Origin of the sequence: Sphingobium sp. MK2 (assembly GCF_040170545.1) — a bacterium.
In the GTDB taxonomy this organism is placed as follows: Bacteria; Pseudomonadota; Alphaproteobacteria; order Sphingomonadales; family Sphingomonadaceae; genus Sphingobium.
The window spans coordinates 1-23,374 of the sequence record NZ_JAZDXA010000011.1 but is presented as its reverse complement, the minus strand read 5'-3'; the positions used below and the strand labels follow the sequence as shown (position 1 = coordinate 23,374).

At 59.1% G+C, this 23,374-nt stretch carries 25 protein-coding genes and 1 pseudogene; 12 read left to right on the top strand and 14 right to left on the bottom strand.

Going from position 1 to position 23,374, the window contains the following annotated elements:
• Positions 1 to 119 precede the first annotated feature (119 nt).
• From V2I08_RS07030 to betI, 5 genes are all read right to left on the bottom strand, one after another.
• Entirely contained in the window at positions 120 to 746 is a 627-nt protein-coding gene (locus V2I08_RS07030) for a DUF4276 family protein (RefSeq protein WP_349634478.1), read from the bottom strand.
• Positions 743 to 1,903 carry an AAA family ATPase gene (locus V2I08_RS07025; RefSeq protein ID WP_349634477.1) on the bottom strand — a complete coding sequence of 387 codons (1,161 nt, stop codon included), beginning with the start codon at positions 1,901 to 1,903 and terminating at the stop codon, positions 743 to 745. Before V2I08_RS07025 ends, V2I08_RS07030 begins: the two co-directional genes overlap by 4 nt.
• A 368-nt stretch (positions 1,904 to 2,271) precedes the next feature.
• Entirely contained in the window at positions 2,272 to 3,852 is a 1,581-nt protein-coding gene (ahpF, locus tag V2I08_RS07020; protein WP_349634476.1) for an alkyl hydroperoxide reductase subunit F, read from the bottom strand.
• Between the two features lie 217 nt (positions 3,853 to 4,069).
• Positions 4,070 to 4,633, bottom strand: a complete 564-nt coding sequence (ahpC, locus tag V2I08_RS07015) for an alkyl hydroperoxide reductase subunit C (RefSeq protein WP_069066515.1) — start codon at positions 4,631 to 4,633, stop codon at positions 4,070 to 4,072.
• 105 nt (positions 4,634 to 4,738) lie between these two features.
• The gene (gene betI, locus V2I08_RS07010) at positions 4,739 to 5,401 is read right to left on the bottom strand and encodes a transcriptional regulator BetI (RefSeq protein ID WP_349634584.1); all 663 of its coding nucleotides are present in this window, start codon (positions 5,399 to 5,401) and stop codon (positions 4,739 to 4,741) included.
• 120 nt (positions 5,402 to 5,521) lie between these two features.
• Between betI and V2I08_RS07005 the strand changes: the two genes are divergently transcribed.
• Complete coding sequence (locus V2I08_RS07005) at positions 5,522 to 5,992, top strand: hypothetical protein (protein ID WP_349634475.1); 471 nt, start codon at positions 5,522 to 5,524, stop codon at positions 5,990 to 5,992.
• Here the strand turns inward: V2I08_RS07005 and V2I08_RS07000 are convergent.
• The gene (locus V2I08_RS07000) at positions 5,980 to 7,206 is read right to left on the bottom strand and encodes a glycosyltransferase family 87 protein (RefSeq protein ID WP_349634474.1); all 1,227 of its coding nucleotides are present in this window, start codon (positions 7,204 to 7,206) and stop codon (positions 5,980 to 5,982) included. The genes V2I08_RS07005 and V2I08_RS07000 overlap by 13 nt on opposite strands.
• A gap of 195 nt (positions 7,207 to 7,401) precedes the next feature.
• On the opposite strand from V2I08_RS07000, the gene V2I08_RS06995 reads away from it, so the two are divergent.
• The 3 genes from V2I08_RS06995 (at position 7,402) to mltG (ending at position 10,300) form a co-directional block, all read left to right on the top strand.
• Positions 7,402 to 7,635, top strand: a complete 234-nt coding sequence (locus V2I08_RS06995) for an acyl carrier protein (protein WP_310223017.1) — start codon at positions 7,402 to 7,404, stop codon at positions 7,633 to 7,635.
• Positions 7,636 to 7,800: 165 nt separating this feature from the next.
• Positions 7,801 to 9,060, top strand: a complete 1,260-nt coding sequence (fabF, locus tag V2I08_RS06990; protein ID WP_349634473.1) for a beta-ketoacyl-ACP synthase II — start codon at positions 7,801 to 7,803, stop codon at positions 9,058 to 9,060.
• Between the two features lie 238 nt (positions 9,061 to 9,298).
• Positions 9,299 to 10,300 carry an endolytic transglycosylase MltG gene (gene mltG / locus V2I08_RS06985; protein ID WP_349634472.1) on the top strand — a complete coding sequence of 334 codons (1,002 nt, stop codon included), beginning with the start codon at positions 9,299 to 9,301 and terminating at the stop codon, positions 10,298 to 10,300.
• A 5-nt stretch (positions 10,301 to 10,305) separates the two neighbouring features.
• Here the strand turns inward: mltG and V2I08_RS06980 are convergent, their stop codons facing one another.
• Positions 10,306 to 10,725: a sugar transporter gene (locus tag V2I08_RS06980; RefSeq protein WP_349634471.1), complete on the bottom strand. Its 420-nt coding sequence runs from the start codon at positions 10,723 to 10,725 to the stop codon at positions 10,306 to 10,308.
• A 110-nt stretch (positions 10,726 to 10,835) separates the two neighbouring features.
• On the opposite strand from V2I08_RS06980, the gene V2I08_RS06975 reads away from it, so the two are divergent.
• Positions 10,836 to 11,375, top strand: a complete 540-nt coding sequence (locus V2I08_RS06975; protein WP_310223011.1) for a peroxiredoxin — start codon at positions 10,836 to 10,838, stop codon at positions 11,373 to 11,375.
• 37 nt (positions 11,376 to 11,412) lie between these two features.
• Positions 11,413 to 11,886 carry a 2'-5' RNA ligase family protein gene (locus V2I08_RS06970; RefSeq protein WP_349634470.1) on the top strand — a complete coding sequence of 158 codons (474 nt, stop codon included), beginning with the start codon at positions 11,413 to 11,415 and terminating at the stop codon, positions 11,884 to 11,886.
• Positions 11,887 to 11,968: 82 nt separating this feature from the next.
• Here the strand turns inward: V2I08_RS06970 and V2I08_RS06965 are convergent, their stop codons facing one another.
• The gene (locus tag V2I08_RS06965) at positions 11,969 to 13,195 is read right to left on the bottom strand and encodes an FAD/NAD(P)-binding oxidoreductase (RefSeq protein WP_349634469.1); all 1,227 of its coding nucleotides are present in this window, start codon (positions 13,193 to 13,195) and stop codon (positions 11,969 to 11,971) included.
• 435 nt (positions 13,196 to 13,630) lie between these two features.
• Here V2I08_RS06965 and V2I08_RS06960 point away from each other — a divergent pair, with 435 nt between their 5' ends.
• From V2I08_RS06960 to V2I08_RS06945, 4 genes are all read left to right on the top strand, one after another.
• Positions 13,631 to 14,713: a mannose-1-phosphate guanylyltransferase/mannose-6-phosphate isomerase gene (locus V2I08_RS06960; protein WP_349634468.1), complete on the top strand. Its 1,083-nt coding sequence runs from the start codon at positions 13,631 to 13,633 to the stop codon at positions 14,711 to 14,713.
• A 49-nt stretch (positions 14,714 to 14,762) separates the two neighbouring features.
• Positions 14,763 to 16,259 (top strand): phosphomannomutase, encoded by a 1,497-nt coding sequence (locus tag V2I08_RS06955; RefSeq protein ID WP_349634467.1) that lies wholly within the window; start codon positions 14,763 to 14,765, stop codon positions 16,257 to 16,259.
• A gap of 93 nt (positions 16,260 to 16,352) precedes the next feature.
• Positions 16,353 to 17,387, top strand: coding sequence for a GDP-mannose 4,6-dehydratase (gene gmd / locus V2I08_RS06950; RefSeq protein WP_349634466.1), 1,035 nt, complete (start codon positions 16,353 to 16,355; stop codon positions 17,385 to 17,387).
• Between the two features lie 101 nt (positions 17,388 to 17,488).
• Positions 17,489 to 18,388 (top strand): GDP-mannose 4,6-dehydratase, encoded by a 900-nt coding sequence (locus tag V2I08_RS06945; protein ID WP_349634465.1) that lies wholly within the window; start codon positions 17,489 to 17,491, stop codon positions 18,386 to 18,388.
• Positions 18,389 to 19,009: 621 nt separating this feature from the next.
• Here the strand turns inward: V2I08_RS06945 and V2I08_RS06940 are convergent.
• The 6 genes from V2I08_RS06940 to V2I08_RS06915 all read right to left on the bottom strand — a co-directional run bounded on the left by V2I08_RS06940 (position 19,010) and on the right by V2I08_RS06915 (position 22,106).
• Entirely contained in the window at positions 19,010 to 19,741 is a 732-nt protein-coding gene (locus tag V2I08_RS06940) for an SDR family oxidoreductase (protein WP_349634464.1), read from the bottom strand.
• Between the two features lies 1 nt (position 19,742).
• Complete coding sequence (locus V2I08_RS06935; protein ID WP_349634463.1) at positions 19,743 to 19,886, bottom strand: hypothetical protein; 144 nt, start codon at positions 19,884 to 19,886, stop codon at positions 19,743 to 19,745.
• 77 nt (positions 19,887 to 19,963) lie between these two features.
• Positions 19,964 to 20,857 carry an AraC family transcriptional regulator gene (locus V2I08_RS06930; protein ID WP_349634462.1) on the bottom strand — a complete coding sequence of 298 codons (894 nt, stop codon included), beginning with the start codon at positions 20,855 to 20,857 and terminating at the stop codon, positions 19,964 to 19,966.
• A gap of 273 nt (positions 20,858 to 21,130) precedes the next feature.
• Positions 21,131 to 21,460, bottom strand: coding sequence for a hypothetical protein (locus V2I08_RS06925; RefSeq protein ID WP_349634461.1), 330 nt, complete (start codon positions 21,458 to 21,460; stop codon positions 21,131 to 21,133).
• Entirely contained in the window at positions 21,460 to 21,756 is a 297-nt protein-coding gene (locus tag V2I08_RS06920; protein ID WP_349634460.1) for a hypothetical protein, read from the bottom strand. The genes V2I08_RS06925 and V2I08_RS06920 overlap by 1 nt, the downstream gene beginning before the upstream one ends.
• On the bottom strand, positions 21,753 to 22,106 hold the full coding sequence (locus V2I08_RS06915; protein WP_349634459.1) for a ParD-like family protein: 354 nt from the start codon (positions 22,104 to 22,106) through the stop codon (positions 21,753 to 21,755). Before V2I08_RS06915 ends, V2I08_RS06920 begins: the two co-directional genes overlap by 4 nt.
• Positions 22,107 to 22,382: 276 nt before the next feature.
• On the opposite strand from V2I08_RS06915, the gene V2I08_RS06910 reads away from it, so the two are divergent.
• Together V2I08_RS06910 and V2I08_RS06905 are read left to right on the top strand one after the other, a co-directional pair.
• On the top strand, positions 22,383 to 23,102 hold the full coding sequence (locus V2I08_RS06910; RefSeq protein ID WP_349634458.1) for a site-specific integrase: 720 nt from the start codon (positions 22,383 to 22,385) through the stop codon (positions 23,100 to 23,102).
• Positions 23,103 to 23,152: 50 nt separating this feature from the next.
• Positions 23,153 to 23,299: pseudogene (locus tag V2I08_RS06905) on the top strand (transposase); the annotation flags it as partial.
• Between the last annotated feature and the right edge of the window lie 75 nt (positions 23,300 to 23,374).

The window sequence follows — 23,374 nt, the reverse complement described above, 5'->3', positions numbered from 1 at the left end:
AACACTAGCGGATTTCAGAGGCCGCTTGTGGGGCAGTGACCGCAAAAAGCCGCCACTCATGAACCCGTGTTACCAAAATGTGGTTTAATTGTCAGACAAGATACTCAGCTTTCTTCATTTCATACCATTTTCTGTTTGAGCGCGTCTACAAATCGCGCTGCCCAGGGAGAGGCCGCAGTGACAATCGCGGGATCAAGGCTCGCCAAAATTTTAAAGGAATGGGCACCCTTACCGTATGGTGCTTTGGTCTTGCAGTCAGCAGTGGCATCCTTGAGAGACCGATATACTTCGTTCTTCGGAATCTCCTCTACCGCACGCTCTGCGGCCGGCAGCTTTCCCTCCTTAAAACCGCTGCCAAAAAATGCTACCAACGCGCGGCGATCAGCAAGAAACCAGCTTTCCATAATTTGAACCATCATATGGCAGTCAAGATCGACGCTACCCTTTGGCCTTGTCCATAGATCACCTTCTCTCTTAACAAGATGGTTCCATGGTAGCCATCGGGATTTATCATTACCTTCTTGACTTCCCGATAAAACGCCTTCTTCGCTGTCAACTAAAAGCATCGCATCTTCTTTATTTTTTATCGCTGTGCAAAAGTCACTATATGCTTCAGACCGGCTCCCACAAGCTACGATGCGTGGACGTTTCCCAATTCCAGCGTTGGTTATAAAGTTTTTGAAACCTTCCCGGCATTCAGACTTCAACGCTGTTGAGCTTCCGCCGCCTTCTACAAAAAGTTTCACCAGCGAGTTCCCCCAATATCGCCCCGCGTCCATAGTTGCCCTAAGCGGTATTTCTCCAGCCAAGGTTTGAGCTTCTTACTATCCAGTCTTTCGAGCCGAGTGCCCTCATTCGTTCGTTCGGCCACCATCACTGCTTCCGGCATATCAGTCATCGCATCGACTAGTACATCAGAGTGAGTCGTCACAATCAACTGCGTCCTAGTGGATGCATCTTTTAAAAGCTCGGCAAGTTTCGGTAACACGTCAGGATGCAGGCCAAGTTCAGGTTCTTCTATACAAATTAGGGGGCCAGGGTCGGGGTGACATAGGACGGCAAGTAAACAGAGGTAGCGCAAAGTTCCATCAGATAATCTTGTCGCCGGAACTGTATATCGCCCTTCGTGGAAGAACACTTGCACAGTGCCGCCCTCAATTTGCACATCAAAATCATCAATACCATCGTACAGTGTTCGAAGGGCTTCAAGAAGTTTCTTCTTGACCATGGGGTCCCTTCGGAGTCGATTTAAAACTAATCCTAGGTTGCTGCCATCTGGTTCAAGATGTTCATTCGGCAAATCCGCCTTCTGAGGCATACGAGGCACCGTATAACGCCCAAAGCTCCATTCTCTATAAAGGCGTATCTTACCGAAGGTGTTTCCCAAATAGGTCAGCTCTGGATATTGAATTGGGTCTTTTCTTTGCGATAAGATAGATGCAACTGGGTCAATATCCTCGTGTTGAAGCTGGCGGCTAGTTCCATTTATGTTCAGAACGCCGTGGCCGTTTTCAAAACGATAGTATAGATAAGGCGTTTTGTGGCCTTGATCTGGCTTTTCGTTTTCTAGTCGTTCGTCAACTATCTCAAAGCGCTGGCCGACTTCTGTAAATCGCAAGATATAGCGAAGTGGTACGCTACGCTTGGGGTAAGCCACCACAGCCTCTATCTCTGCGACAGGCTTCGTAGCGCCTTTCCACAGCCAATCTCTCACCCCGCCGCCGTCTCTAATGGGAGTTAGCAGATCCTTCGGCGTGGCGCGCAGAAGCTCAATTGCTTCCATGAGGTTGGATTTGCCAGACCCGTTAGGGCCGACGATGACGTTCAACGGCCGCAATTCGATTGCCTGATTGTCCTTCCCGTAGCTCAGGAAGTTGACGAGCTTAATGCTCTCCAGCAGCATCAAAAAATTCTCCTTCGGCCTATCGAGAAATCGACCGGCTATGTGTCTTAGCTATTCCATGGCAGTGTTCGGCGCAATCGGGCTGACGCGGAGTTCGAGATAGGCTGGTCCGTTATGGGTATGTTTCTATGAGACCGATTGTATGCTGGTCTTATACGCTTCCGCGGCACCCTTTGCAGACTTAGTAAAGGCAGATCAGCCAATCCGGGCGAGCTTACTGAGCTTACATGACTGCATTGCAGATCGCCACTCGCGCATTTTAACGGCGGCAAAGTACGCAAAACAGCCACTCTTCATCCCTCACAAAAAAACGGCCGACCCGTTGCCGGATCGGCCGTTCTTTCAAACCCTGCACAATGCACCCGGCCTCACGCCGCTTGCGCCGCCTCTTCGCTCGCGGGCAGGCGGATCAGGTAATCGAACGCCGACAACCCCGCCGTCGAGCCCGCGCCCATGGCGATGACGATCTGCTTGTAGGGGACCGTCGTGCAGTCGCCTGCGGCAAACACGCCGGGGACGCTGGTTTCGCCGCGGGCGTCGATTTCGATCTCGCCGCGAGGGGACAAAGCGACCGCGTCCTTCAACCATTCGGTGTTGGGGACGAGGCCGATTTGGACGAAGATGCCTTCCAGCGCGACGTCATGTTCGATTCCGCTGTTGCGGTCTTTGTAGGACAGGCCGGTGACGCGGTCGCCATCGCCATCCACCTTGGTCGTGAGCGCCGAGGTGATGATCTTGACGTTGGGCAGGCTGGCGAGCTTGCGTTGCAGCACCGCGTCGGCGCGGAGCTGGCTGTCAAATTCGATCAGCGTCACATGGGCGACGATGCCGGCGAGGTCGATCGCGGCTTCGACGCCGCTATTGCCGCCGCCGATCACCGCGACGCGCTTGCCCTTGTAGAGCGGGCCATCGCAATGCGGGCAATAGGCGACGCCCTTGTTGCGATATTCCTCTTCGCCGGGCACGCCCATCTGCCGCCAGCGCGCGCCGGTGGAGAGGATGAGGGTGCGGCCCTTCAGCGAAGCGCCATTTTCCAGCACGACCTCATGATAGCCGCCTTCGGTGCGGGCCGGGATCAGCTTCGCCGCCTTTTGCAGGTTCATGATCTCGACGTCATAATCCTTGACGTGCGCTTCCATGGCGGAGGCGAGCTTTGGCCCTTCGGTGCGCGAGACGGAGATGAAATTTTCGATATCCATCGTGTCGAGCACCTGGCCGCCGAACCGTTCGGCTGCGACGCCGGTGCGGATGCCCTTGCGCGCGGTGTAGATGGCCGCCGCTGCGCCTGCGGGACCGCCGCCGACGATGAGGACTTCGAAGGGTTCCTGGGCCTTGATCTTTTCGGCGGCGCGGGTGGCGGCGCCGCTGTCGATCTTGGCGACGATCTGTTCCAGTTCCATCCGGCCGCTGGCGAAGGGTTCGCCGTTGAGGAAGACGGTGGGGACGGCCATGACCTTGCGGCTGTCGACCTCATCCTTGAACAGTGCGCCGTCGATGGCGACGTGGCTGATGCGGGGGTTGAGGACGCTCATGAGGTTGAGCGCCTGCACCACGTCGGGGCAGTTCTGGCAGGAGAGCGAGAAATAGGTTTCGAAGGCGAAATCGCCGTCAATGTCCTTGATCTGCTGAATCAAGTCCTGCGCCGCCTTTGACGGGTGGCCCCCGACCTGCAGTAGCGCCAGGACCAGCGAAGTGAATTCATGGCCCATCGGCAGGCCCGCGAACCGCACGCCGATGTCGGTGCCCACGCGGCGGATCATGAAGCTGGGGACGCGCTTGTCGATGCCGGTGACCATAGTCACCTTGTCCGACAGCTCGGCGATGTCGCCCAGCAATTCGCCCAGTTCGCGCGACTTTGCGCCTTCATCCAGCGAAGCCACCAGCTCGATCGGCTGAGTGATGTTCGCCAGATAGCCTTTCAGCTGTCCTTTGAGATTTGCGTCCAACATCGTGCCTTGCTCCGTTGCATGAAAGCGGGCCGCCGCCGCATATGAGGGAGGGGGGCGTGCGGCGGCCCTTCGGGGGATGGTGCGACCCAAAGACCCCGATGAGAATAGGATGACGGTTTAGATAGCGTTGAAGGGTCCGCCGGGTTCCGTGCCCTTTGGGGCAACCCGGCGGCCGTTCAGGGCAGCGCGACCAAGGGGCCGCGCTGCGGATCGTCTTTTAGATCTTGCCGACGAGGTCGAGCGAAGGGGCGAGGGTGGTTTCGCCTTCTTCCCACTTGGCGGGGCATACTTCGCCGGGATGGGCGGCGACGTACTGCGCAGCCTTCACCTTGCGGAGCAGTTCGGTCGCGTTGCGGCCGACGCCTTCCGAGGTAATTTCCATGAACTGGATCACGCCTTCGGGATCGACCAGGAAGGTCGCGCGGTCGGCGAGGCCGACGCCGGGGCGCATCACATCGAAATTGTTGGTGATCTGGCCCGACTGGTCACCCAGCATGTAATAGTTGATCTTGCCGATGGCGGGCGAGGTGTCGTGCCAGGCCTTGTGGCTGAAATGCGTGTCGGTCGAGACCGAATAGACTTCGACGTTCAGCGACTGGAGGGTCGGGTAGATGCCGGCCAGGTCTTCCAGTTCGGTGGGACAGACGAAGGTGAAGTCGGCGGGGTAGAAGAAGAAGATCGCCCACTTGCCCTTCACGTCGGCATCGGTGACGTCGACGAACTTGCCTTCCTTATAGGCGGTCGCTGCGAACGGCTTGATGGTGGTGTTGATGAGAGCCATGGGCTGTCCAGTTCCTTATGTGGGTTGCTGTTGCCTGACCCATGTAGGGAAGCGGGCGAGTCGAGGGAAATTGGTTTTCTCGGATGGGGTGAGTGAGAAAAGCGATCACAGCCGATCGGATTGATCGACCCACTCACCGCGCCATTGGCCAAGCGCCAGCATCATCGCGCGTTCGACCATGGCCTGGGCTTCTTCCGCCGAAAAGGTCGAGGGATCGAGGCAGATTTCGAGCCAGAGGCCATCGACCAGCGCGGTCAGGCTGATCGCGGCGAGCCGGGCGCGGGCGGGCGGCATTTCCGGCACGGCGGCGAGCAGCAGCGTTTCGAGCTGGGCGCGGGTGGCGGCATAGACTTGCGCATGGACGGCGGCGATGGCGGGATCGCTTTTGACAAGGCTCCAGAAGGCGATCCAGGTGGCGAGCAGGTCCGGGTCCAATATGGGCGCGCGGAAATTGGCCTGGAGGCAGGCGCGCAGCCGGTCGCGCGGGTCATCGCCGGCCTCCTCCACCGCCTGGTCGAGCGCGGCGGAGACGGTCGCGCCGACATCAAGATAAGTGGCGAGGATGAGCGCATTGACGCCCTCGAAATAATGGGTGAGCAGGCCGGAGGACACGCCAGCGCGGGCGCAGATTGCGCGGACGGAGGTTCCGCCGACGCCCTTTTCCGCGAGGCAGCGGGCTGTCGCCTCGATCAATGCCTGACGCCGGACGTCGGGTGTTTCCCGGACGAACTTCGCCCTTGGTCTATATTTGCTGCCCATCATCGCCATCCCCCACACATGGCCTGTTTGGCGATAGACGGCGGCGCTGGCAAGGTGACGTCTTGGCGCAGAGGGATCGAATGTGCCGTTTCGCGACTTGTTCGTCCCGATAGCCAAGGAGACTGACCGATGACCTGCCGCCTTTCGCCTCGCTTCACGCTGCCGTTGCTGCTGACTGGCGCGCTGCTGACCGGATGTGGTCCTGGCGCCGAGACGAACAATGTCGCTAACGCCACGGCCAGCGTGCCGACGGTCGAGACGATCGAGGATAGCGATGCGATCAATAGCGCGGATGGCCCGGCTGGGCGCTTGCCCACCGATGACTGGATCGGCCGCTGGACGGGGCCGGAAGGGCTGTTCCTCGATATTCAGCCCGCCCCTGACGGCAAGCCCGGCAGCTATGCGTTGACCAACAAGGATACTCTCGATCGGCAGGGCGATTATGCGGGCATGGCTGAGGGGCCGATGATCCGCTTTACGCGCGATGGGGTGGCGCTGACGATCCGGCCGGGCACGGGCGCGGAGACGGGATTCAAATATCTCGCCGACAAGACCGATTGCCTGATCGTGGTAGCCGGGCAGGAAGGCTATTGCCGATAGGCGGTGAGGCGCGCGGCCCATGGCAAGGTCAGCGCGTCGAAATGTGCTGCGCGACGTGCGGTGATGGCGAGGATCGCGATCGCCGCGATCAGGTTGACGGGGATCAGGGTCAGGTCAGACACCGCCCGTCCGAAGAGCGGCGCGAGCCAGGCATAAGCGAGCCATGTCGGCTCCCACCGCAACGTGCCGCGTTTGAGCATGTCCGCCGCGACAAAGGCTATGGCGACGCCGAGCAACACATGGTCGTAATCCAGCACATAAGGGGTGCAGAGCAGGGCCGCGCTGAGGGCGGCCGCGCCGCGCAAGGCCATGCTCCCCCGGCGCGCAATCAGTGCTGCGGCGATGATGGCGCAGATGGTAACCACCGCCTGCACGCCATAGGCGAGGGGGATTGATCCGCCCCATTGGCGGATGGCGGCGAAGGGGCTTTGAATCTTTGCCCAGCCGGTCGCGCCCGCTTCGACGATGATATGGCGGGTCAGCGGCAGGGAATCGATGAACGCCTGCCACACCGCCCAACCCCATATCGCCCATGTCAGCAGGCACAGCGCGACGACGGTCAGGCTCGCCGCGATGAAGGCGCGCAGATTGCCGCGCGCCAGGATGAGGACGGGGATCAGCACAGCGAATTGCGGCTTGTAGACGAGCGCACCAAGCAACATGCCTGCCACCCAGGGGCGCCTATCGAGCAGCAGCATCCCGCCGCCCAGCAGGCTGGCCGTGAGGAAGGCATTTTGGCCATGGCCAAGACAGATCAACACCACAGGCGCACCCAGCGCCAGCAGCCAGGCATCGCGTTCCGCAGGTAGGATATGCTTGACCAGCAACAGGGTGAGCGAGAGCGTCACGCCCTGCCAGATCAGCAATGCCGCGACATAGGGAAGTTGCGCCAGCAAGGTGGCAATGATGAGAAAGGGTGGCGGATAATGCCAGCCATAGAAGGGAATGGCCGGATCATGATGCACCTGTCGCTGCACATCATGCTGGATCGTCCAGTCCCATGCCTCCGCAGCGCGGCCATGATCGGCCATCCACCCGGCGGTCCAGACATTGGAGAAGTCGGTGCCAAGCGGCCGCCCCAGCGAATCCACCGTGCCGTGCGCGCTTGCGAACAGGAAGAGCAGGCCAAGGATGGTGGCCGCCAGCATGCAGCAGGCCACCAGCCGCGTCCGCGCGCGTGTGACCCATTGATCGGTAAGGGAGAGGGCGGCCATGGCGGCCACCCTTGCAGATCCGGCTGAAATTTTGGTAAATGGCGCGATAAGGTCGAGATCGTTGGGAAATGATCGACCGGCAGATTGAAAAGGACTTGGCGGCCTTGCCTCTTGCCTCTATCGGCGCATGGCACTAGGGCATTGCCTTAACGGTTATTCACAACCACCAACGATACCAGTCAAGAAGGACCACTCATGAGTGAGACCGCGGATCGCGTAAAGAAAATCGTCGTCGAGCATCTGGGCGTTGAAGCCGACAAGGTGACCGAGGATGCAAGCTTCATCGACGATCTGGGCGCTGACAGCCTCGACATCGTTGAGCTGGTCATGGCGTTCGAAGAAGAATTCGGCGTCGAAATCCCCGACGATGCGGCCGAGAAGATCGCCACCGTCAAGGATGCCATCGATTATATCGACAGCAAGCAGTAAGGCGTTTCGCGGCCCGCAGATGCGGGCCGCCTTTCGTGTTAGGAAATGGCTCCTCCTGTCCGGTAACCCCGGAGCGCGGGGAGCTTTTTCGTATCTGATGCAGCGTTTGCAGGGCGGATTGGCCATACCTACATTGCGTCAAAGAGACTATTTCGGAGCAAATATATGCGTCGCGTCGTCGTAACCGGCCTTGGCATGGTCAGCCCGCTTGGCGGGGATGTGGAAACCACATGGAAGAACATCATTGCGTCCAAATCGGGCGCGGCGACGATCACGCGGTTCGACCCGACCGACTATAAGTGCCGCATCGCGTGCGAAGTGAAGCCCAAAGAGCATGAATATGGCTTCGACCCCTATCTGGAAGTGGATCACAAGATTCAGCGCCAGGTCGATCTGTTCATCGTCTTCGGTATCGCCGCCGCGAGCGAGGCGCTGCGCGACGCGGGCCTGCTCAACATGACCGAAGAAGAGCGGCTGCGCGCCGGTTGTTCGATCGGGTCGGGTATCGGCGGCCTGCCGGGCATCGAGAGCGAATCGCTGGTGCTGGCGAACAAGGGACCGAGCCGGGTCAGCCCGCATTTCGTTCATGGCCGCCTGATCAACCTGATCTCCGGCCAGGTCAGCATCAAATATGGCCTGATGGGGCCGAACCATGCGGTCGTCACCGCTTGCTCGACCGGCGCCCACTCGATCGGTGACGCCGCGCGCATGATCGCGATGGACGATGCCGATGTGATGCTGGCGGGCGGCGCGGAAAGCGCGATCTGCCCGATCGGTATCGCCGGTTTCTCGCAGGCGCGCGCGCTCAGCACCAATTTCAACGACGATCCGACGCGCGCCAGCCGTCCCTATGACGTCAACCGGGATGGCTTCGTGATGGGCGAAGGCGCGGGCGTCGTCGTTCTGGAAGAATATGAGCGGGCCAAGGCACGCGGCGCGAAAATCTATGCCGAAGTGCTGGGCTATGGCCTGTCGGGCGATGCTTACCATGTTACCGCGCCGCATCCGGAAGGCTCCGGCGCGTTCCGGTCTATGCAGATGGCGCTCAAAAAGTCGGGCCTGAGCCTTGAAGATATTGACTATGTGAATGCGCATGGCACGTCGACGCCGATGGGCGACGAACTGGAACTGGGCGCGGTGCGCAAGTTGTTCGGCGACCAGATCGGCGCGATGTCGATGAGTTCGACCAAGTCGGCGATCGGCCATTTGCTGGGTGGCGCGGGCGCGGTGGAAAGCATCTTCTGTATCCTCGCCATGCGCGACGGCATCGTGCCGCCGACGCTGAACCTGGATGAACCAAGCGAAAGCTGCAAGGGGGTCGACCTCGTCCCGCATGTCGCCAAGGAGCGGAAGGTTCGCGCGGTGCTGAACAATTCGTTCGGCTTTGGCGGCACAAATGCTTCGCTGATCATGAAGGCGATCTGAGGACGAAAATCCTCCCCCGTAAGGGGAGGGCTATCGCATATGGAACGCCCCCATTTTCCTTCGTCATGCTGAACTTGTTTCAGCATCCATTATGCCCCACCAGCGGCGGCTCGTGGGGAGAAATGGACCCTGAAACAAGTTCAGGGTGACGACTTTTGATAGGTTGGGTGCCATATACGATAGCCCTGCATATAAGAGGAAGATTTAGGGTCGTGGATATTCCTCTGGGGCGATGGTGATGATGGCAAGACGATCTGGCCGGAATTCGAAGCAACGACTGGGCTGTATCGTCCTGCTGATCGGCCTGGCCGTTGCGGCCTTCATTGCCTTTCGCTTTGTCGCTGGCTGGACCGAACAGGGACCGGCTACCCAGGATGTCAGCGTGGTCGTGCGCGAAGGGTCTACGCTGTCCGATGCGGCGGTGTTGCTGAAACAGGCGGGCGCGGTGCGGTCGGCCGATGCCTTCCTGACGCGGGCCAAGATATTCGGGGCGGGTAAGCCGATCAAGGCGGGGGAGTTCGTCATTCCCGCCGGGGCCAGCAACAGCGACATCCTGTCCATCCTGCAGGGTGGCAAGACGCTGACCCGGCTCATCACCATTCCCGAAGGCATGCCCTCCATATTGGTGCATGAGCGGTTGATGGCGAACGACCAACTGACTGGCGACATTCCCGTGCCGGAGGAGGGGAGCGTGCTGCCCGACAGCTATGCCTTTGACAAGGGTGAGCCGCGCGCGGCCGTATTGAAGCGCATGCAGGCGGCGATGGACAAGGAACTCACCAAATTATGGGCCGAACGCGCGCCCAACACGATTGCCAAGACGCCCAAGGAAGCCATCATACTGGCCAGCATCGTCGAGAAAGAAACCGCTGTTGCCGCCGAACGGCCAACGGTGGCGGGCGTCTACAGCAATCGCCTGCGCGCCAATATGATGTTGCAGGCTGACCCGACGATCATCTACCCGATCACGCGCGGCAAGCCGCTGGGCCGTCGCATCCGCAAGTCGGAGATTGCCGACGTCAACGATTATAATACTTATGCAATGGTCGGCCTGCCCAAGGGGCCGATCGCCAATCCGGGGCGGTTGTCGATCCTCGCCGTGCTGCATCCGGCCGAAACCAAGGCGCTCTATTTTGTTGCGGACGGGAAGGGCGGCCACATTTTTGCCGACACCTATCAGCAGCATAATGAGAATGTGCGCAAATGGTTTGAGATTCGCCGGGCGCGCGGCGAGCTTTGACGCCCTTAGCGCAGCGCGCCCTTTGCCACCAAGGCGCGGGCATAGAGGAGTTGTACGACCGCGATCAGGATGATCACCGCGGGGAAGGTTAAAGCGCTTACCCCCTTGATCGCGACCAGATCGGTGCCCAGCAGCGTATAGCCGAACTGGACCAGCACCGCGATCAGCGAGACGAGGAATAGGCTTGCCGCTGCTGCCTTGCGCATCAACAGCAATAACGCGCCGATCGCCCCCGCGCCGACCGCAATGGCGTAGATCAGCCAGACCCAGTTGGGCATGGTCGCGAAGGCCTGGGCAGTGGTCGGATCGGTCTTGGCCAGTTCGGTCAGGTCCGCGCCATATTGCATGATGAAAGCGGCGACGCCCATCAGGTTCCATAGCAGCAGGATGACGGCGATGATGATGAAGAATCGTGGCGTGTGCATGGATATCCTCCTCCCCCAAGGAGCGGCGGGCGATTGCCGTTCCGCCGCAGAGGCACCATATACCCAATTGCCGCCGCGCAAAAGTGGCAGTCCTTATCTGGAGACGCGCTATGCTGGGAAGAACCGTACCGAATGTGACGCTCAAGACGCGGGTGCGCGACGAAAGCGTCGAGGGGCCGAACCCCTATCGCTGGCAGGATGTCCAGACCGGCGATCTGTTCGCGGGCAAGCGCGCCGTGGTGTTCTCGCTGCCCGGTGCTTTCACGCCGACCTGTTCGACCGAGCAATGCCCGGCGTTCGAACGCTATTATGAGGATTTCAAGGCGGTGGGCGTAGATGATGTCTATTGCATCTCGGTCAATGACGCTTTCGTCATGTTCCAGTGGGGCAAGCAATTGGGCCTCAAAAATGTGAAGCTGTTGCCCGATGGGTCGGGGGATTTCACCCGGCGGATGGGCATGTTGATCAAGAAGAACCATCTGGGCTTTGGCGATCGCAGTTGGCGCTACGCCATGGTCGTGGAAGACGGCAAGATCGTCGCCTGGTTCGAGGAACCGGGGATCAACGATAGCGGCGAAGATGAAGACCCCTATGGCGAAACCCAGCCCGAACCCGTGCTGGAATGGCTGAAGGCGCATCCGGCTGGTTGAGGCGGCCTCACCGGCCCCCATCATCGTCAGCGCGCTGATGGGGGCGGCGGACTTCGCCTGGGCGGACGGGCTGCGCCGCGCGCATTTTCCGCCGGAGCGCAATTTTCTGTCGGCGCATATCACGCTGTTCCATCATTTGCCGCCTTCGCTGTTGGGGGAGGTGAGCGATCGGCTCAAGGCCTTGTGTCGTGGCCCGGCACCGGCTGCCCGGTTGAGCGAGGTCATGATGCTGGGGCGGGGGGTGGGGTATCGCATCGACAGCCCGGAACTGGCGGCCATGCGCGACGAATTGGCGGAGGCGTTTACGGGCCTGTTGACGCCGCAGGACCAGGCGCGACCCCGGCTGCATGTTACCGTGCAGAACAAAGTTGCGCCGGCCGAGGCGAAGGCGCTGGCGGAGCGGTTACGCGCGGAATTTGTGCCACGCCCGTTCGCGATCGCCGGGCTGGCGGCGTGGCATTATCGCGGGGGGCCGTGGGAGTTGGCGATGAAGGCCAGTTTTCGGGGGTAGGGGTGTCACCAGCTTGATGGCGTGACACCCCTCCGTCTGGCCTTTGGCCAGCCACCTCCCCTACCAGGGGAGGATGAGATTTTCAGGCCAGCCCGACTTCTTTCAACGGCACGCTGGCATCGGCGAGTTGTGTGAGGTCGAGTGCCGCGCCGGACAGGACATGGGCGCGGCCCTGGACATAATCCTTGACCATGTTGACGCAGTCGAGCGCGATGACTTTGCCGCCTTTCAAATACACGACGGAGAAGCTGCGCGTCGCCGGGTCGCCGCGGGTGATCGCCTGATCGAAGCCGGTGGAGAGGCCGACGGTCTGGAGCTTGAGATCATATTGGTTCGACCAGAACCAGGGCACCGCGTCATAGGCCTCTTCCTTGCCCAATATGTGCGCGACCGCGACCTTGGCCTGATCATTGGCATTCTGCACCGACTCCAGCCGCATCTGCGCGCCACCGGCAAAGCGGTTGGCATGGGCGGCGCAATCGCCCACGGCATAGATGTCGGGCAGGCTGGTGCGGCAATATTCGTCGACATCCACGCCATTGCCGCCCGCCGCGCCCGCCGCGATGAGCGGGCCGGTTTCGGGGATGATGCCGATGCCGACGATCACCATGTCGGTCTCGATCCGCTCGCCATCTTCCATCAAGACAGCGGTCGCCTTACCGTCGACCACTTCGATACAATCCATTCGCGCGCCGGTGCGCAGGTCGACGCCATGGGCGCGATGTTCGGCTTCGTAGAAGCGCGACAATTGTTCGCCCGCGACCCGCGCCAGCACGCGGTCGAGTGCTTCGAGCAGAACTACGGTCTTGCCGAATTTGGTCAGCACGGCGGCGGCTTCCAGGCCGATATAGCCGCCACCGATGATCGTGACATGGCTGATGCTGTCGAGCTTCGCCATCATCGCATCGACATCGTCGCGGCGGCGGACGGCATGGACGTTGGACGCATCCGCGCCGTTGCAGGTCAGCATGCGGGGGGTGCCGCCGGTGCACCAGATCAGCTTGCCATAGCCGATTTCTTCGCCACCCACCGTCACGAACTTGCCGACCGGATCGACGCTCTTGACGCGGCGGCCCAGCAACATGTCGATATTGCGTTCGCCCCAGAAGGTGGCCGGACGGATCAGGATGCGGTCGAAACTCTTGTCGCCTGCGAAATATTCCTTGGACAAGGGTGGGCGCTCATAGGGCGGGTCTTTTTCGTCGCCGATCATCGCGACGCTGCCTTCAAAGCCATGCTGGCGCAATGAAATCGCCGCCTGCGCCCCGGCATGGCCCGCACCCACGATCAGAACATCATAATAGCTCATCGGCCCGCAATCCTCTTTATCCCTTTGCGCCGCTGATAGGCGGGGTGTCGTAGGGGTTGCAAGGGGGATGTGGCGGGGAGGGGCAGGCATTCCAGGCCCCAATCTATCTGTATCCATCATGCCGACAGTAAAGCAGAGCGATCAAGGTCATGAGGATGGGAATTTTGGCTATGCCCAAAACCATGCCCTTGGCGGCGCAACGCAGGTTGGCCCGGCTTTGGAACGCCTCGGTCGGTTTCTGCCGTCCATTGTGCGAACGGCCCCTCCTTGGGGTCCGCTTTGCCCGCCAATTATGTCTGCCGGGCTTTGCTTTCCGCTCGCCGTAAAGGCTTGGCAAGTCTGCGATTTACGCTCATAGGACGGCATATCGTCGATAAAACACTGTTACGATAGCGTTACAGGCGATTAAAGTTTGATGTGCTAACTAGGCGAAATATGGCCAGCAAATCTGTGTGTATTATCCCGGTTATTCTTTCTGGTGGATCGGGAACTCGGTTGTGGCCAGTGTCTACGCCCGAAAGGCCCAAACAATTACTACCGTTGACGGCGGATGAGACGATGCTGCAACTTACGGTAGAACGCACGGCTGGCTATGCCGGTGCTTTGGTGGGCAATCCGATTATCGTCGCCAATGCCGCGCATGCCGCTGTTGTCGATGAGCAGTTGCGCGCGATCGGGGTCGATGATTATCGCCTCATTCTCGAACCATCAGGCCGCAACACGGCCCCTGCGATCGGACTTGCCGCGCTGGACGCAAGACCGGACGATATTCTGCTCGTTATGCCGAGCGATCATATCATCGCTGATCTGCCAGCTTTTCACGATGCCATAACCCGCGCGCTGCCATTGGTTTCCGAAGGCCTGCTTGTCACATTCGGGATTGAGGCCGAGTCCCCGGAGACGGGCTATGGCTATATCGAGATGGGTGATCCTGTCGGCCCTCTGGTCCACAAAGTGGTCAGTTTTGTCGAAAAGCCGGATGCGGCGACGGCGGCAAAGATGGTCGCGGCTGGAACATATGTCTGGAATGCCGGTATATTCCTGTTCCGTGCAGGTGCCTATCTGGAGGCGCTTGCGCATCACCAGCCAGAGATGATGGCTGCGGTAGAGGCCTCTATGGTGCAAGCCGAACGCAAGGGCCTGCATATTTTCCCTGCGCCGGAGGCTTTTGCCGCCTGCCCATCGGACTCGATTGACTATGCGATCATGGAGCGTGAAGCGCGCATCGCCTGCGCGCCGGTCAATATGGGATGGTCCGACGTAGGGAGTTGGGACTCTTTGCATGCGGTCAGCGCAAAGGATGCGCAGGATAATGCCGTGCGCGGGGATGCCCTGTTGCTGGACGCGCGTAACTGCCTGGTCCACAGCGATGGACCGCGCGTTACCTTGGTGGATATGGACGATCTTATCGTCATAGTGTCCAAGGGCGAGGTCATGATAATGCGTCGCGGTGACTCTCAGAAGGTCCGCAGTGTCACGGAAGCGATCAAGAACGCAGGGCAACGGGTCGTGCAATAATCTTTGTTCCCTGCACCAATATTATCATCACTGGCACATATGGGATTTTATGACGCAGAATATGTCCGTCGCGGATATCATGTCCCATTCGGGGGTTGCGTTCGGGACAAGCGGTGCCCGTGGCCTGGTGAGCGCCATGACCGATCGTGTATGCTTCGCCTACACTATGGGTTTTCTGCAACATCTTGAAGCGGAAGGACTGTTTTCGCCCGGCCAGCATGTTGCCATCGCCGGCGATCTTCGCCCGTCTTCAACCCGGATCATGGCGGCCTGTGCCGCAGCCATCATCCATATGGGCGGCCATGTCGACTATTGCGGCTTCGTGCCGTCGCCTGCCGTTGCAGCCTACGGCTTTGCACGGGGCATGGCGTCGATGATGGTGACTGGCAGCCATATTCCGGACGATCGCAATGGCATCAAATTTAATCGCCCGGATGGCGAAATCCTCAAGGCGGACGAACTGGCCATGCGCGCCCAGCGTGTGAACGTGCCGGATATATTCGATGCGCACGAAATGCTGCTGGCGACCCCGGAGATGGACCCGCTTGTCGATGTCACGGCGGCCTATGTGGCGCGTTACGTCGATTTTTTCGGTGCGCAGGCGCTGCAAGGATTGCGTCTGGGCATTTATGAACATTCGGCCGTCGGTCGTGACTTGCTGGTCATGCTGGTCGAACAGATGGGCGGGCAGGCCTATCGGCTGGGCCGGTCCGAGACATTCATTCCGGTTGATACCGAAGCTGTTCGCCCGGAAGATCAGATATTGGCGCGCCAATGGGCTGACGAATTGCATCTGGATGCAATCCTTTCCACCGATGGCGATTCGGACCGGCCGTTGCTGGCGGATGAAAATGGCAACTGGATGCGGGGCGATATACTGGGTATCTTATGTGCCCGCGCCTTAGGGATTAAGGCAGTGGCCACGCCGGTCAGTTGCAACAGTGCGGTTGAACTGTGCGGCATGTTCGACGACGTGCGCCGAACCCGCATCGGCTCTCCCTTCGTCATAGAGGCCATGCAGGAATTGGCTAAGGCCAAGCATACCACGATATGCGGCTATGAAGCCAATGGCGGTTTCCTGCTGGCCACGCCGGTCGACATGGGGGGGCGGCATCTGACCGCGCTGCCGACGCGCGACGCGGTGTTGCCGATCATGGCCGTGCTGGTGGATGCCAAGCGACGAGGGCTGGCGCTGTCCATGTTGCAGGATCAATTGCCGCAGCGCTACACGTTCAGCGATCGCCTGCAGAATGTTCCAACGGCGCAAAGTCAGTCGCTGATCCGCCGTCTTCAAACGGGCAGTGACGCGGATATTTTGGCTCGTCTTACGCATATGTTTGGCGCACTATGCGGACAAGCCATCCATTTCGACACAACCGATGGTTTGCGTATTTCTTTTGACAGCGGCGATATTGTTCACCTGCGCCCCAGCGGCAATGCGCCCGAATTGCGTTGTTATACGGAAAGCGCGGATAGCGAACGGGCGGCATCGCTCAATGGTGCGGTATTGAGAATTGTCAGGGACAATGCCGAAAAAGGGGTATGAAATCTTTGGATAAAGATGACATGTCGCCAGATAAGCATTTGAATATTATTTAATTAAATTAGAAATAAACAAAATATTCATCGTGAGGTCTATATGAAGTCCGCAATAATTACCGGCATAACTGGTCAGGACGGTGCCTATCTTGCCGAATTGCTTTTGGAAAAAGGCTATGAAGTTTACGGCACATATCGCCGCACCAGCTCCGTTAATTTCTGGCGGATTGAAGAGCTTGGGATCAGCCAGCATCCCAATCTCAAGCTTGTGGAATATGATCTTACGGATCTGGCTTCAAGCATCCGCCTGTTGCAGACCGCCAATGCGAGCGAAGTGTATAACCTTGCCGCGCAGAGCTTTGTCGGGGTTTCCTTCGATCAGCCAATCACCACCGCCCAGATTACGGGCGTTGGACCGCTTAACCTTCTCGAAGCGATCCGGATCGTAGACCCCAAAATCCGTTTCTACCAAGCCAGTACCTCGGAAATGTTCGGCAAGGTCCAGGCCGTGCCGCAGGCCGAGGATACACCCTTTTACCCGCGCAGCCCCTATGGCGTCGCCAAACTTTATGCGCATTGGATCACCGTGAACTATCGTGAAAGCTACGATATTTTCGGGTGTAGCGGCATTTTGTTCAACCATGAAAGCCCGCTGCGCGGCCGTGAGTTTGTGACCAGGAAGATCACCGACGCGGTTGCCAAGATTAAACTCGGCAAGCTGGATTGCCTGGAACTGGGCAATCTCGACCCGAAGCGTGACTGGGGTTTTGCCAAGGAATATGTCGAAGGCATGTGGCGCATGCTGCAGGCTGATGAGCCTGACACCTATGTACTGGCCACTAACCGCACGGAGACGGTCCGCGATTTCGTGCGGATGGCATTCAAGGCTGCGGAGATTGAGGTCGAATTTTCCGGTGCCGAAGATACGGAAGTCGCCAAGGATGTCGCCACGGGCAAGACCGTCATGCGCGTAAATCCGCGTTTTTATCGTCCGGCGGAGGTCGATCTTTTGATCGGCAATCCCGAAAAGGCGACCGCCAAACTTGGCTGGAAGCCGGAGACGAGCTTGGAACAACTGTGCAAGATGATGGTGGACGCTGACATTGTACGAAATCGGATGAACGCATCATTCTGATGCTCGTACGAACAGTCGATGGTAAAAATCAGGTGCGCGGCGATCGCCCAACGCATGGGTAACCGCCATCGTCCCGATGTCGCAGCCAGGGTGGGAAACCTATGAGCAGAATATTGATCACAGGCGCAGATGGGTTCACCGGACGCTATCTGACCCCCCTGTTGGCCCGCCAGGGCCATGACGTCATGGGCCTGTCGCACAAGCCAGCAAGCAATCCTGTCGACGGTTTATTGGCGTCGCGCGTGTGCGATTTGACCGATACGCAAGCACTTACGGATGCGGTTGCAGACCTCAAGCCTGATAAGGTCGTCCATCTGGCGGCGATCGCCTATGTCGCGCATGGGGTTGTCGAAGACATATATCGCACGAACATCTTGGGTAGTCGCAATCTGCTGGAGGCTGTCAACACGGTCGGCAATGTGGATGCCGTACTGCTGGCGAGCAGTGCGAACATTTACGGCAATCGCGTCAGTGGGGCGATATCCGAAACTGTTTCCCCTGACCCCGTCAATGACTATGCGGTCAGTAAATTGTCGATGGAATTTGTTGCGAAACTCTATCGCGATCGTTTGCCCATCATCATCGCCCGGCCGTTCAACTATACAGGCGTCGGGCAGTCGATCGATTTCCTCATACCCAAAATCGTCCATCATGTGCGACAGGGCGCGAAGGAGATTGAGTTGGGCAATCTGGATGTTTCCCGTGATTTCTCCGATGTGCGAGATGTTGCATCGGCCTATGCCGCGCTTTTGGATCAGCCTGCGGCTCTGGGCGAAACGTTCAACATATGTTCCGGCACTGCCTATTCCCTGCGCGATGTGATCGCCTTGATCCAGCAGATTTCAGGGCATGACTTTTCGGTCAGGGTCAATCCGGCCTTTGTTCGGGCGAATGAAGTCAAAACATTATGGGGTGACCGCAGCAAGCTTGAGGGCGTGTTGGGGCAACGCCCTCTTTGTGATTTGCGCGATACGTTAAGCTGGATGCTTAGCGAGAAGTGAATCGCGCGGCGTTTGTTGGGAGGCACCGCTCCTGAAAGAGAGGGTCTATGGCAGGCAAGGTGATGAACAAGTGAGTAGCCGGGACAGCCGCAAAAACTCGCATATGCCCGAAGAGGGCGGATGAGCATCTGCATCAACCTTGTTGTTTGATCTGGGTATATCGAAAAAACCTGGTCACATATCTTTTTTTGTTTCCGGCGGCTGATCAGCCCCTGCTTTGGCCTTTCGAGGCTTGATCTGATCGCCCGTGAAAAGCTCTGCGAAGCGCAGAGAAGTATGTATGCGGAGCGGACGAAACAAAATATTAGATTTTGCGGCGAAAAATTTGCGATTGGGCACGAATGCGTAGGTAGTATCTTCCTCTCGAAATGCCTTGATGATTCAATTGGCATGAACGGCAGCACTGGTTCGCGGCTGTCGATCGATGAATATGCCGCAATCGTTGCGTTGCACTTGAGAACTGCCACGTCGAGGTCGAGATTGGTGCCAAAATCGACCCCGACGATGCGGTCCACTCTTTGTCCATCGGTAAGGTTCATGATCCTTGCGGCGGCATTTTCAGCCTTGCCATTGATGGTCGTAGGAACTCCTGGTCCGCTGGAAGCCATGCCGTCGTCACTATCATCCGACAGGGACAGTCATACCGCCATCAGCCATGACGACCGCGCCGACGATGAAGCTCGCTCGATCTGAGGCCAGAAAGGCAACCACCTCAGCAATTTCAAGCGGGTCGGCCGCACGACCGATCGGGGCCGACTTGCCATGTTCGGCAAGGAACTCGCGACCATCGTCGCGGAAATGGTTGAGGATGTTCGTAACGACATCTCCCACGCCGATTGCGTTGACGCGAATACCATATTCTATGGCTTCCAGCGCCTGGGTACGGGTCAACTGGGCGAGCGCGCCCTTCGACGCTGTGTATGCAGCGATGCCGGGAAAGGCAAAGTAGGACGCATAAGAGGCAATGTTGACGATAGCGCCCGACCTGTTGGCCATCATCGCCTTTTGCGCTTCGCGGGAGTGCATGAAGGCGCCGGTGACGTTGGTCTGCATCTGCCAGTCCCATTCCTCACGAGTCATGTCGACCATGTTCTTGTACAGGATGCGACCGGCATTGTTTACCAGGATGTCGAGCGTTCCGAACGTGCTGAGTGCCAGAGCAACGGCCTGTTCGGCTGTCCCATCAACCGTCACGTCGGCGACCAGTGTGACGATGCCATCACGTTCCAGTTCCTTGACTGCCGGGTGGATGTCCTCGGCCACAACTTTGGCACCGCGCGCATGCAGCAGTTCGGTGATGGCCCGCCCGATGCCGCTGGCCGCGCCTGTAACAATGGCGACCTTGCCGCCCACCTCATTTATATTCGATGCGATGCTGGTCATTGAATTTCTCCAGATTGGGATCGCTGCTGAATATGGCCAATGCGCTGATCCCCTGAACGATTTGGCCCGTCGCCTTGGTGGCGTCTCGGCCGATATGCCGCTGACTGGCGGGCACTTCGCTTGGGGTCTTGCGGACCCTGTCGGCATTTTGCTCAAATCGAATTGATGAAGGCGTGAATTGTGGCGTTCAAATCAGCCGTTGCGATAGGCACTTGGCGATCGACCAGTTTCCTTGCGGAACACCTGCGCAAAATGGCTTGGGCTGGAATAACCGACTTCCATGCCGATCTCGATGATCGATCGATTGGTTTCGCGCAACAAGCGGCGTGCCTCGGCAATCCGCATCCGGATGAAATATTGCGATGGGGCATAGCCGGTCGCGCGCTTGAACTGGCGGCTGAAATGCGCCTCGCTCATCCCGGCCGCCGCCGCGCAGCGAGCGAGACTGAAATCCTCGGTCAGTTCCGCCGCCATCAGCTCGGTAGCGCGGCGAAGCCTGAGGGCGGGTAGCGCGTTGCGACGATGAACCGTGCGACGTGCCGGATCACGATAGTGACGCACCAGATGTATGGCGATGACTTGCGCGATGTTGTCGATCACAAGCGCGCTGTTCGGGTGCGGCGCGGTAAGTTCGTCCAACAGTGTCGCGATCAGACGTTCCAGGGCCGCGTCGCGCGCACCGGATACCTCGCGAAGCGCCGGACGTTCGGCCGTGCCGGAAAGCTCGCTTGCTGCGCGCTCCAGCATTGGCAAGCTCAGATAAAGGTGCAGTACGTCGAACGGCTCGCCCGAATGCGACCGCCAGCGCAGCGCATAGGGTTCATCTGAATCAATAATGAAGAAGCTGCCCGCGCCGACCTCGCTCCCCAGCCAGTCCTCGCCCGGTGATCTTTCCTCCACGGACACCATGCCAGTGAGGAAACAGACCAGCAGCGGTTCGGCGACTGCGGGCACGATGAAGCTGTCCTGCGCCGGATCGCGGGAAAATATCTGCGCCAGCGCACTCCGCGATGAATGCATGCCTTCCCCGGCGACAAGCCGACCAGCGATGTGCTGTCCGAGCATTTCAGCCGTTGTCTTTTCCATCTGTTATTCCGTTCAAGAGCTTTGGCACATCACCTTCGGGCTTCGTTCATGGCGCAAAGGTCGGCAACCCATCCTTTCATGTCCGCGAGTAATCCGATGCCGATTGATCGTCTGTGGACGCCCCGATAGATGTAAGCGTTAAATGAGGTCTGGCACGTAGTTAGCTGCTCTCGTCTGTCCGGCCTCCGATGCAGCCTATGGCTGCGGCCCCCGTATGGGAGTTCGCGGACCGGACCCACATCGGCTTTGCGTGCTTGGTTAGCGCTACGCCATTCACTGGTTTTCCGGCCCCGTCTTACCGACTGTGGTGCCATAGACCTCAAGGTTGGCTTCATAAATCGATCTGATCCAGCCAGGAAGGCGCGGCAACGCGAAGACCAGACGCCCGCTCGCAAATGTCAGGCAATGGCTCGGCGGCTGGTTGAGGCGGGAGTTGTCGAAGACCATGCCGCGATCCGCGTTGAGGGTTGCGGCGCGGATGAGAGGGGCGCCGCGCGCATAACGGGTACGAATCTTGCCCTCGGGTACGATATGCCCGCCTTCCTGGATGCGCGTGCCGACACGTGCGACGGAGATGTCCGGCGTATCGACGCCCACATGCATCACGATGACCGTGAATCCTCGGTTGCCCGTTTGTCGATGAGTTCAAGCTTGGACGGGTGCGAGAAGACGGTCTCGGTCACGAAATCACGGCCCTGGGCGAGATAGTCGGCCCGGCGCGCAGAAGCGATATTGGCCGCTTCGTAGGACGCGGCTGGGGAGGGGTCGCGCAGTTCGTCGCGCTGGATGATGTCGGCGTTGATGAACGGACCGGCGAAACCCGGCGCTACGCGGGTCTCGTAGAGCGTGGACTTGCCAGCACCGTTTGGCCCGGCAAGCACGATTATCGTCGGCTTCATGCCTTGCGTGCAGTCTTCTCACGCACCAGATTGCCGCTCTCATCGAGACCAACGCCCAGACCAAGCCGCCGCCGGGCAAAGAAGGCAGTCTCGTCCGGACTGGGCTGCCCCATTTGCTCGACAAAGCTGTCGAGCCAGACATCCTTCTCCTCGTCGGTGAGGTCGGTGGTCTCCATCTCGCCAGCCAGGGCCGCAGTAATGCGGGCGTGATCGAAATTGCCGGATTTTTCGATAGCGCGGCCAATGCGGACCCAATGCGCGATCTGGCCGGCAATCGAGCGGCTCTGCAACTCGGACTCCCGGCGCACGATCTTCATGATGTCGTCGCCAAGCTTGATGGACTGGGCCATGGATCACCTCTTATTTTAGAGGTGGCATTTTGCTACCTCAAGTTCAAGGCCATCCTGTAGGTCTTCGCTCGGATGGTCAGACGGAAGCGCCAGATTTTGCTTGGCTGGATCGTCCTTTGGCGCAGGGGGGGCTCAAGATCAGCGCAATACAAGTAGCATGGCGTTCAGGGGCCCTACTGGGCGCATGGCTGAAAGCTGAGAATTTATGACCTACATGACCACGCGCGAGCAGCTCGAAGCACTGTTTGGGCCATCCGCGCGATCTTCCGGAAGGCGATGCGGGAATGGGAATGGATTGCGCATGTGCCAGCGTTCAAGACCTATGCGCGTAGTGGCCGGGTCAGGGTGCGGTTTCTCACCCACGATCAGGCTGCCGAGCTCATGGATCGGCTTCCTGAACACCAGCGCAAGGTGGTGCTGTTCCCTTTGTCGACCGGCCTGCGTCAGGGCAACATACTCCATCTGCGATGGGATCAGGTCGATATGACCCGGCGCATCGTCACGATCGGGCATGGCGAGACCAAGAACGGGGAGGCGCTTGGCGTTCCCCTGAACGAGGGTGCCCTTGGCGTGTTACGGCGGCAGAGGGGCAAGCATCCGGTTCATGTGTTCACATTTCGGGGCAAGCGCCTTGCCGATGCGAACACGCGGACCTGGCGTGCGGCATTGAAGGCCTGCGGGATCGAGGATTTGCGCCGACACGATCTGGGGCACATCTGGGCGACCTGGCTCCGGCAGAATGATGTGCCCACCTGGGTGCTTCAGGAGCTGGGGGGATGGAAATCGGAGTCGATGGTGCGGCGTTATGCGCACATGTCGGTGAAGCATCTCCAGCCCTATGCCGACCAGCTGATTTTACCGGGCACAGACCCGCTGATTAATCCGGTCACAGACACGAAAAAGTCTAACTGCCCAGAAAAGCTGGAGGTGTCAGGTCACAAAAATGGTCACAGTGAGAGCCGTCCGCGGCTCAGTGCCCGAACCGAAAGTTGTTGAGCAATACCAGCATGTTGTGATTCACACCTCTTTGCGAAGAGATGGAGTGAATGGTGACATGGACTGGTATTGCCCGGCGCGAGCATAGCCGGGAGGGACTGCGATATCCATCGGATATGACGGACGCGGAGTGGGCGCTGACAGCGCCATTCGTTCCTCCGGCAAGGCGTGGAGGCCGACCTCGAACGGCAGACATGTGCAACGACAAATTCGGTAGCCGGGTGACGACAAACGAGATGGCCGGATTTCATGGTTCGAAACGAAAGCGATAG

Excerpts from the sequence above, each read along its gene's own strand:
- ahpC (WP_069066515.1), bottom strand. The coding sequence starts at position 4,633 with ATGGCTCTCATCAACACCACCATCAAGCCGTTCGCAGCGACCGCCTAT.
- V2I08_RS06965 (WP_349634469.1), bottom strand. The coding sequence starts at position 13,195 with ATGAGCTATTATGATGTTCTGATCGTGGGTGCGGGCCATGCCGGGGCG.
- V2I08_RS06915 (WP_349634459.1), bottom strand. The coding sequence starts at position 22,106 with ATGGCCCAGTCCATCAAGCTTGGCGACGACATCATGAAGATCGTGCGC.
- V2I08_RS06930 (WP_349634462.1), bottom strand. The coding sequence starts at position 20,857 with ATGGAAAAGACAACGGCTGAAATGCTCGGACAGCACATCGCTGGTCGG.
- V2I08_RS06920 (WP_349634460.1), bottom strand. The coding sequence starts at position 21,756 with ATGAAGCCGACGATAATCGTGCTTGCCGGGCCAAACGGTGCTGGCAAG.
- gmd (WP_349634466.1), top strand. The coding sequence starts at position 16,353 with ATGAAGTCCGCAATAATTACCGGCATAACTGGTCAGGACGGTGCCTAT.
- V2I08_RS06960 (WP_349634468.1), top strand. The coding sequence starts at position 13,631 with ATGGCCAGCAAATCTGTGTGTATTATCCCGGTTATTCTTTCTGGTGGA.
- fabF (WP_349634473.1), top strand. The coding sequence starts at position 7,801 with ATGCGTCGCGTCGTCGTAACCGGCCTTGGCATGGTCAGCCCGCTTGGC.
- V2I08_RS06910 (WP_349634458.1), top strand. The coding sequence starts at position 22,383 with ATGCGGGAATGGGAATGGATTGCGCATGTGCCAGCGTTCAAGACCTAT.
- V2I08_RS07000 (WP_349634474.1), bottom strand. The coding sequence starts at position 7,206 with ATGGCCGCCCTCTCCCTTACCGATCAATGGGTCACACGCGCGCGGACG.
- V2I08_RS06925 (WP_349634461.1), bottom strand. The coding sequence starts at position 21,460 with ATGCATGTGGGCGTCGATACGCCGGACATCTCCGTCGCACGTGTCGGC.
- V2I08_RS06995 (WP_310223017.1), top strand. The coding sequence starts at position 7,402 with ATGAGTGAGACCGCGGATCGCGTAAAGAAAATCGTCGTCGAGCATCTG.
- V2I08_RS06980 (WP_349634471.1), bottom strand. The coding sequence starts at position 10,725 with ATGCACACGCCACGATTCTTCATCATCATCGCCGTCATCCTGCTGCTA.
- betI (WP_349634584.1), bottom strand. The coding sequence starts at position 5,401 with ATGGCGATGATGGGCAGCAAATATAGACCAAGGGCGAAGTTCGTCCGG.
- V2I08_RS07005 (WP_349634475.1), top strand. The coding sequence starts at position 5,522 with ATGACCTGCCGCCTTTCGCCTCGCTTCACGCTGCCGTTGCTGCTGACT.
- V2I08_RS06945 (WP_349634465.1), top strand. The coding sequence starts at position 17,489 with ATGAGCAGAATATTGATCACAGGCGCAGATGGGTTCACCGGACGCTAT.
- ahpF (WP_349634476.1), bottom strand. The coding sequence starts at position 3,852 with ATGTTGGACGCAAATCTCAAAGGACAGCTGAAAGGCTATCTGGCGAAC.
- V2I08_RS06975 (WP_310223011.1), top strand. The coding sequence starts at position 10,836 with ATGCTGGGAAGAACCGTACCGAATGTGACGCTCAAGACGCGGGTGCGC.
- mltG (WP_349634472.1), top strand. The coding sequence starts at position 9,299 with ATGATGGCAAGACGATCTGGCCGGAATTCGAAGCAACGACTGGGCTGT.
- V2I08_RS07025 (WP_349634477.1), bottom strand. The coding sequence starts at position 1,903 with ATGCTGCTGGAGAGCATTAAGCTCGTCAACTTCCTGAGCTACGGGAAG.
- V2I08_RS06955 (WP_349634467.1), top strand. The coding sequence starts at position 14,763 with ATGACGCAGAATATGTCCGTCGCGGATATCATGTCCCATTCGGGGGTT.
- V2I08_RS06970 (WP_349634470.1), top strand. The coding sequence starts at position 11,413 with ATGGGGGCGGCGGACTTCGCCTGGGCGGACGGGCTGCGCCGCGCGCAT.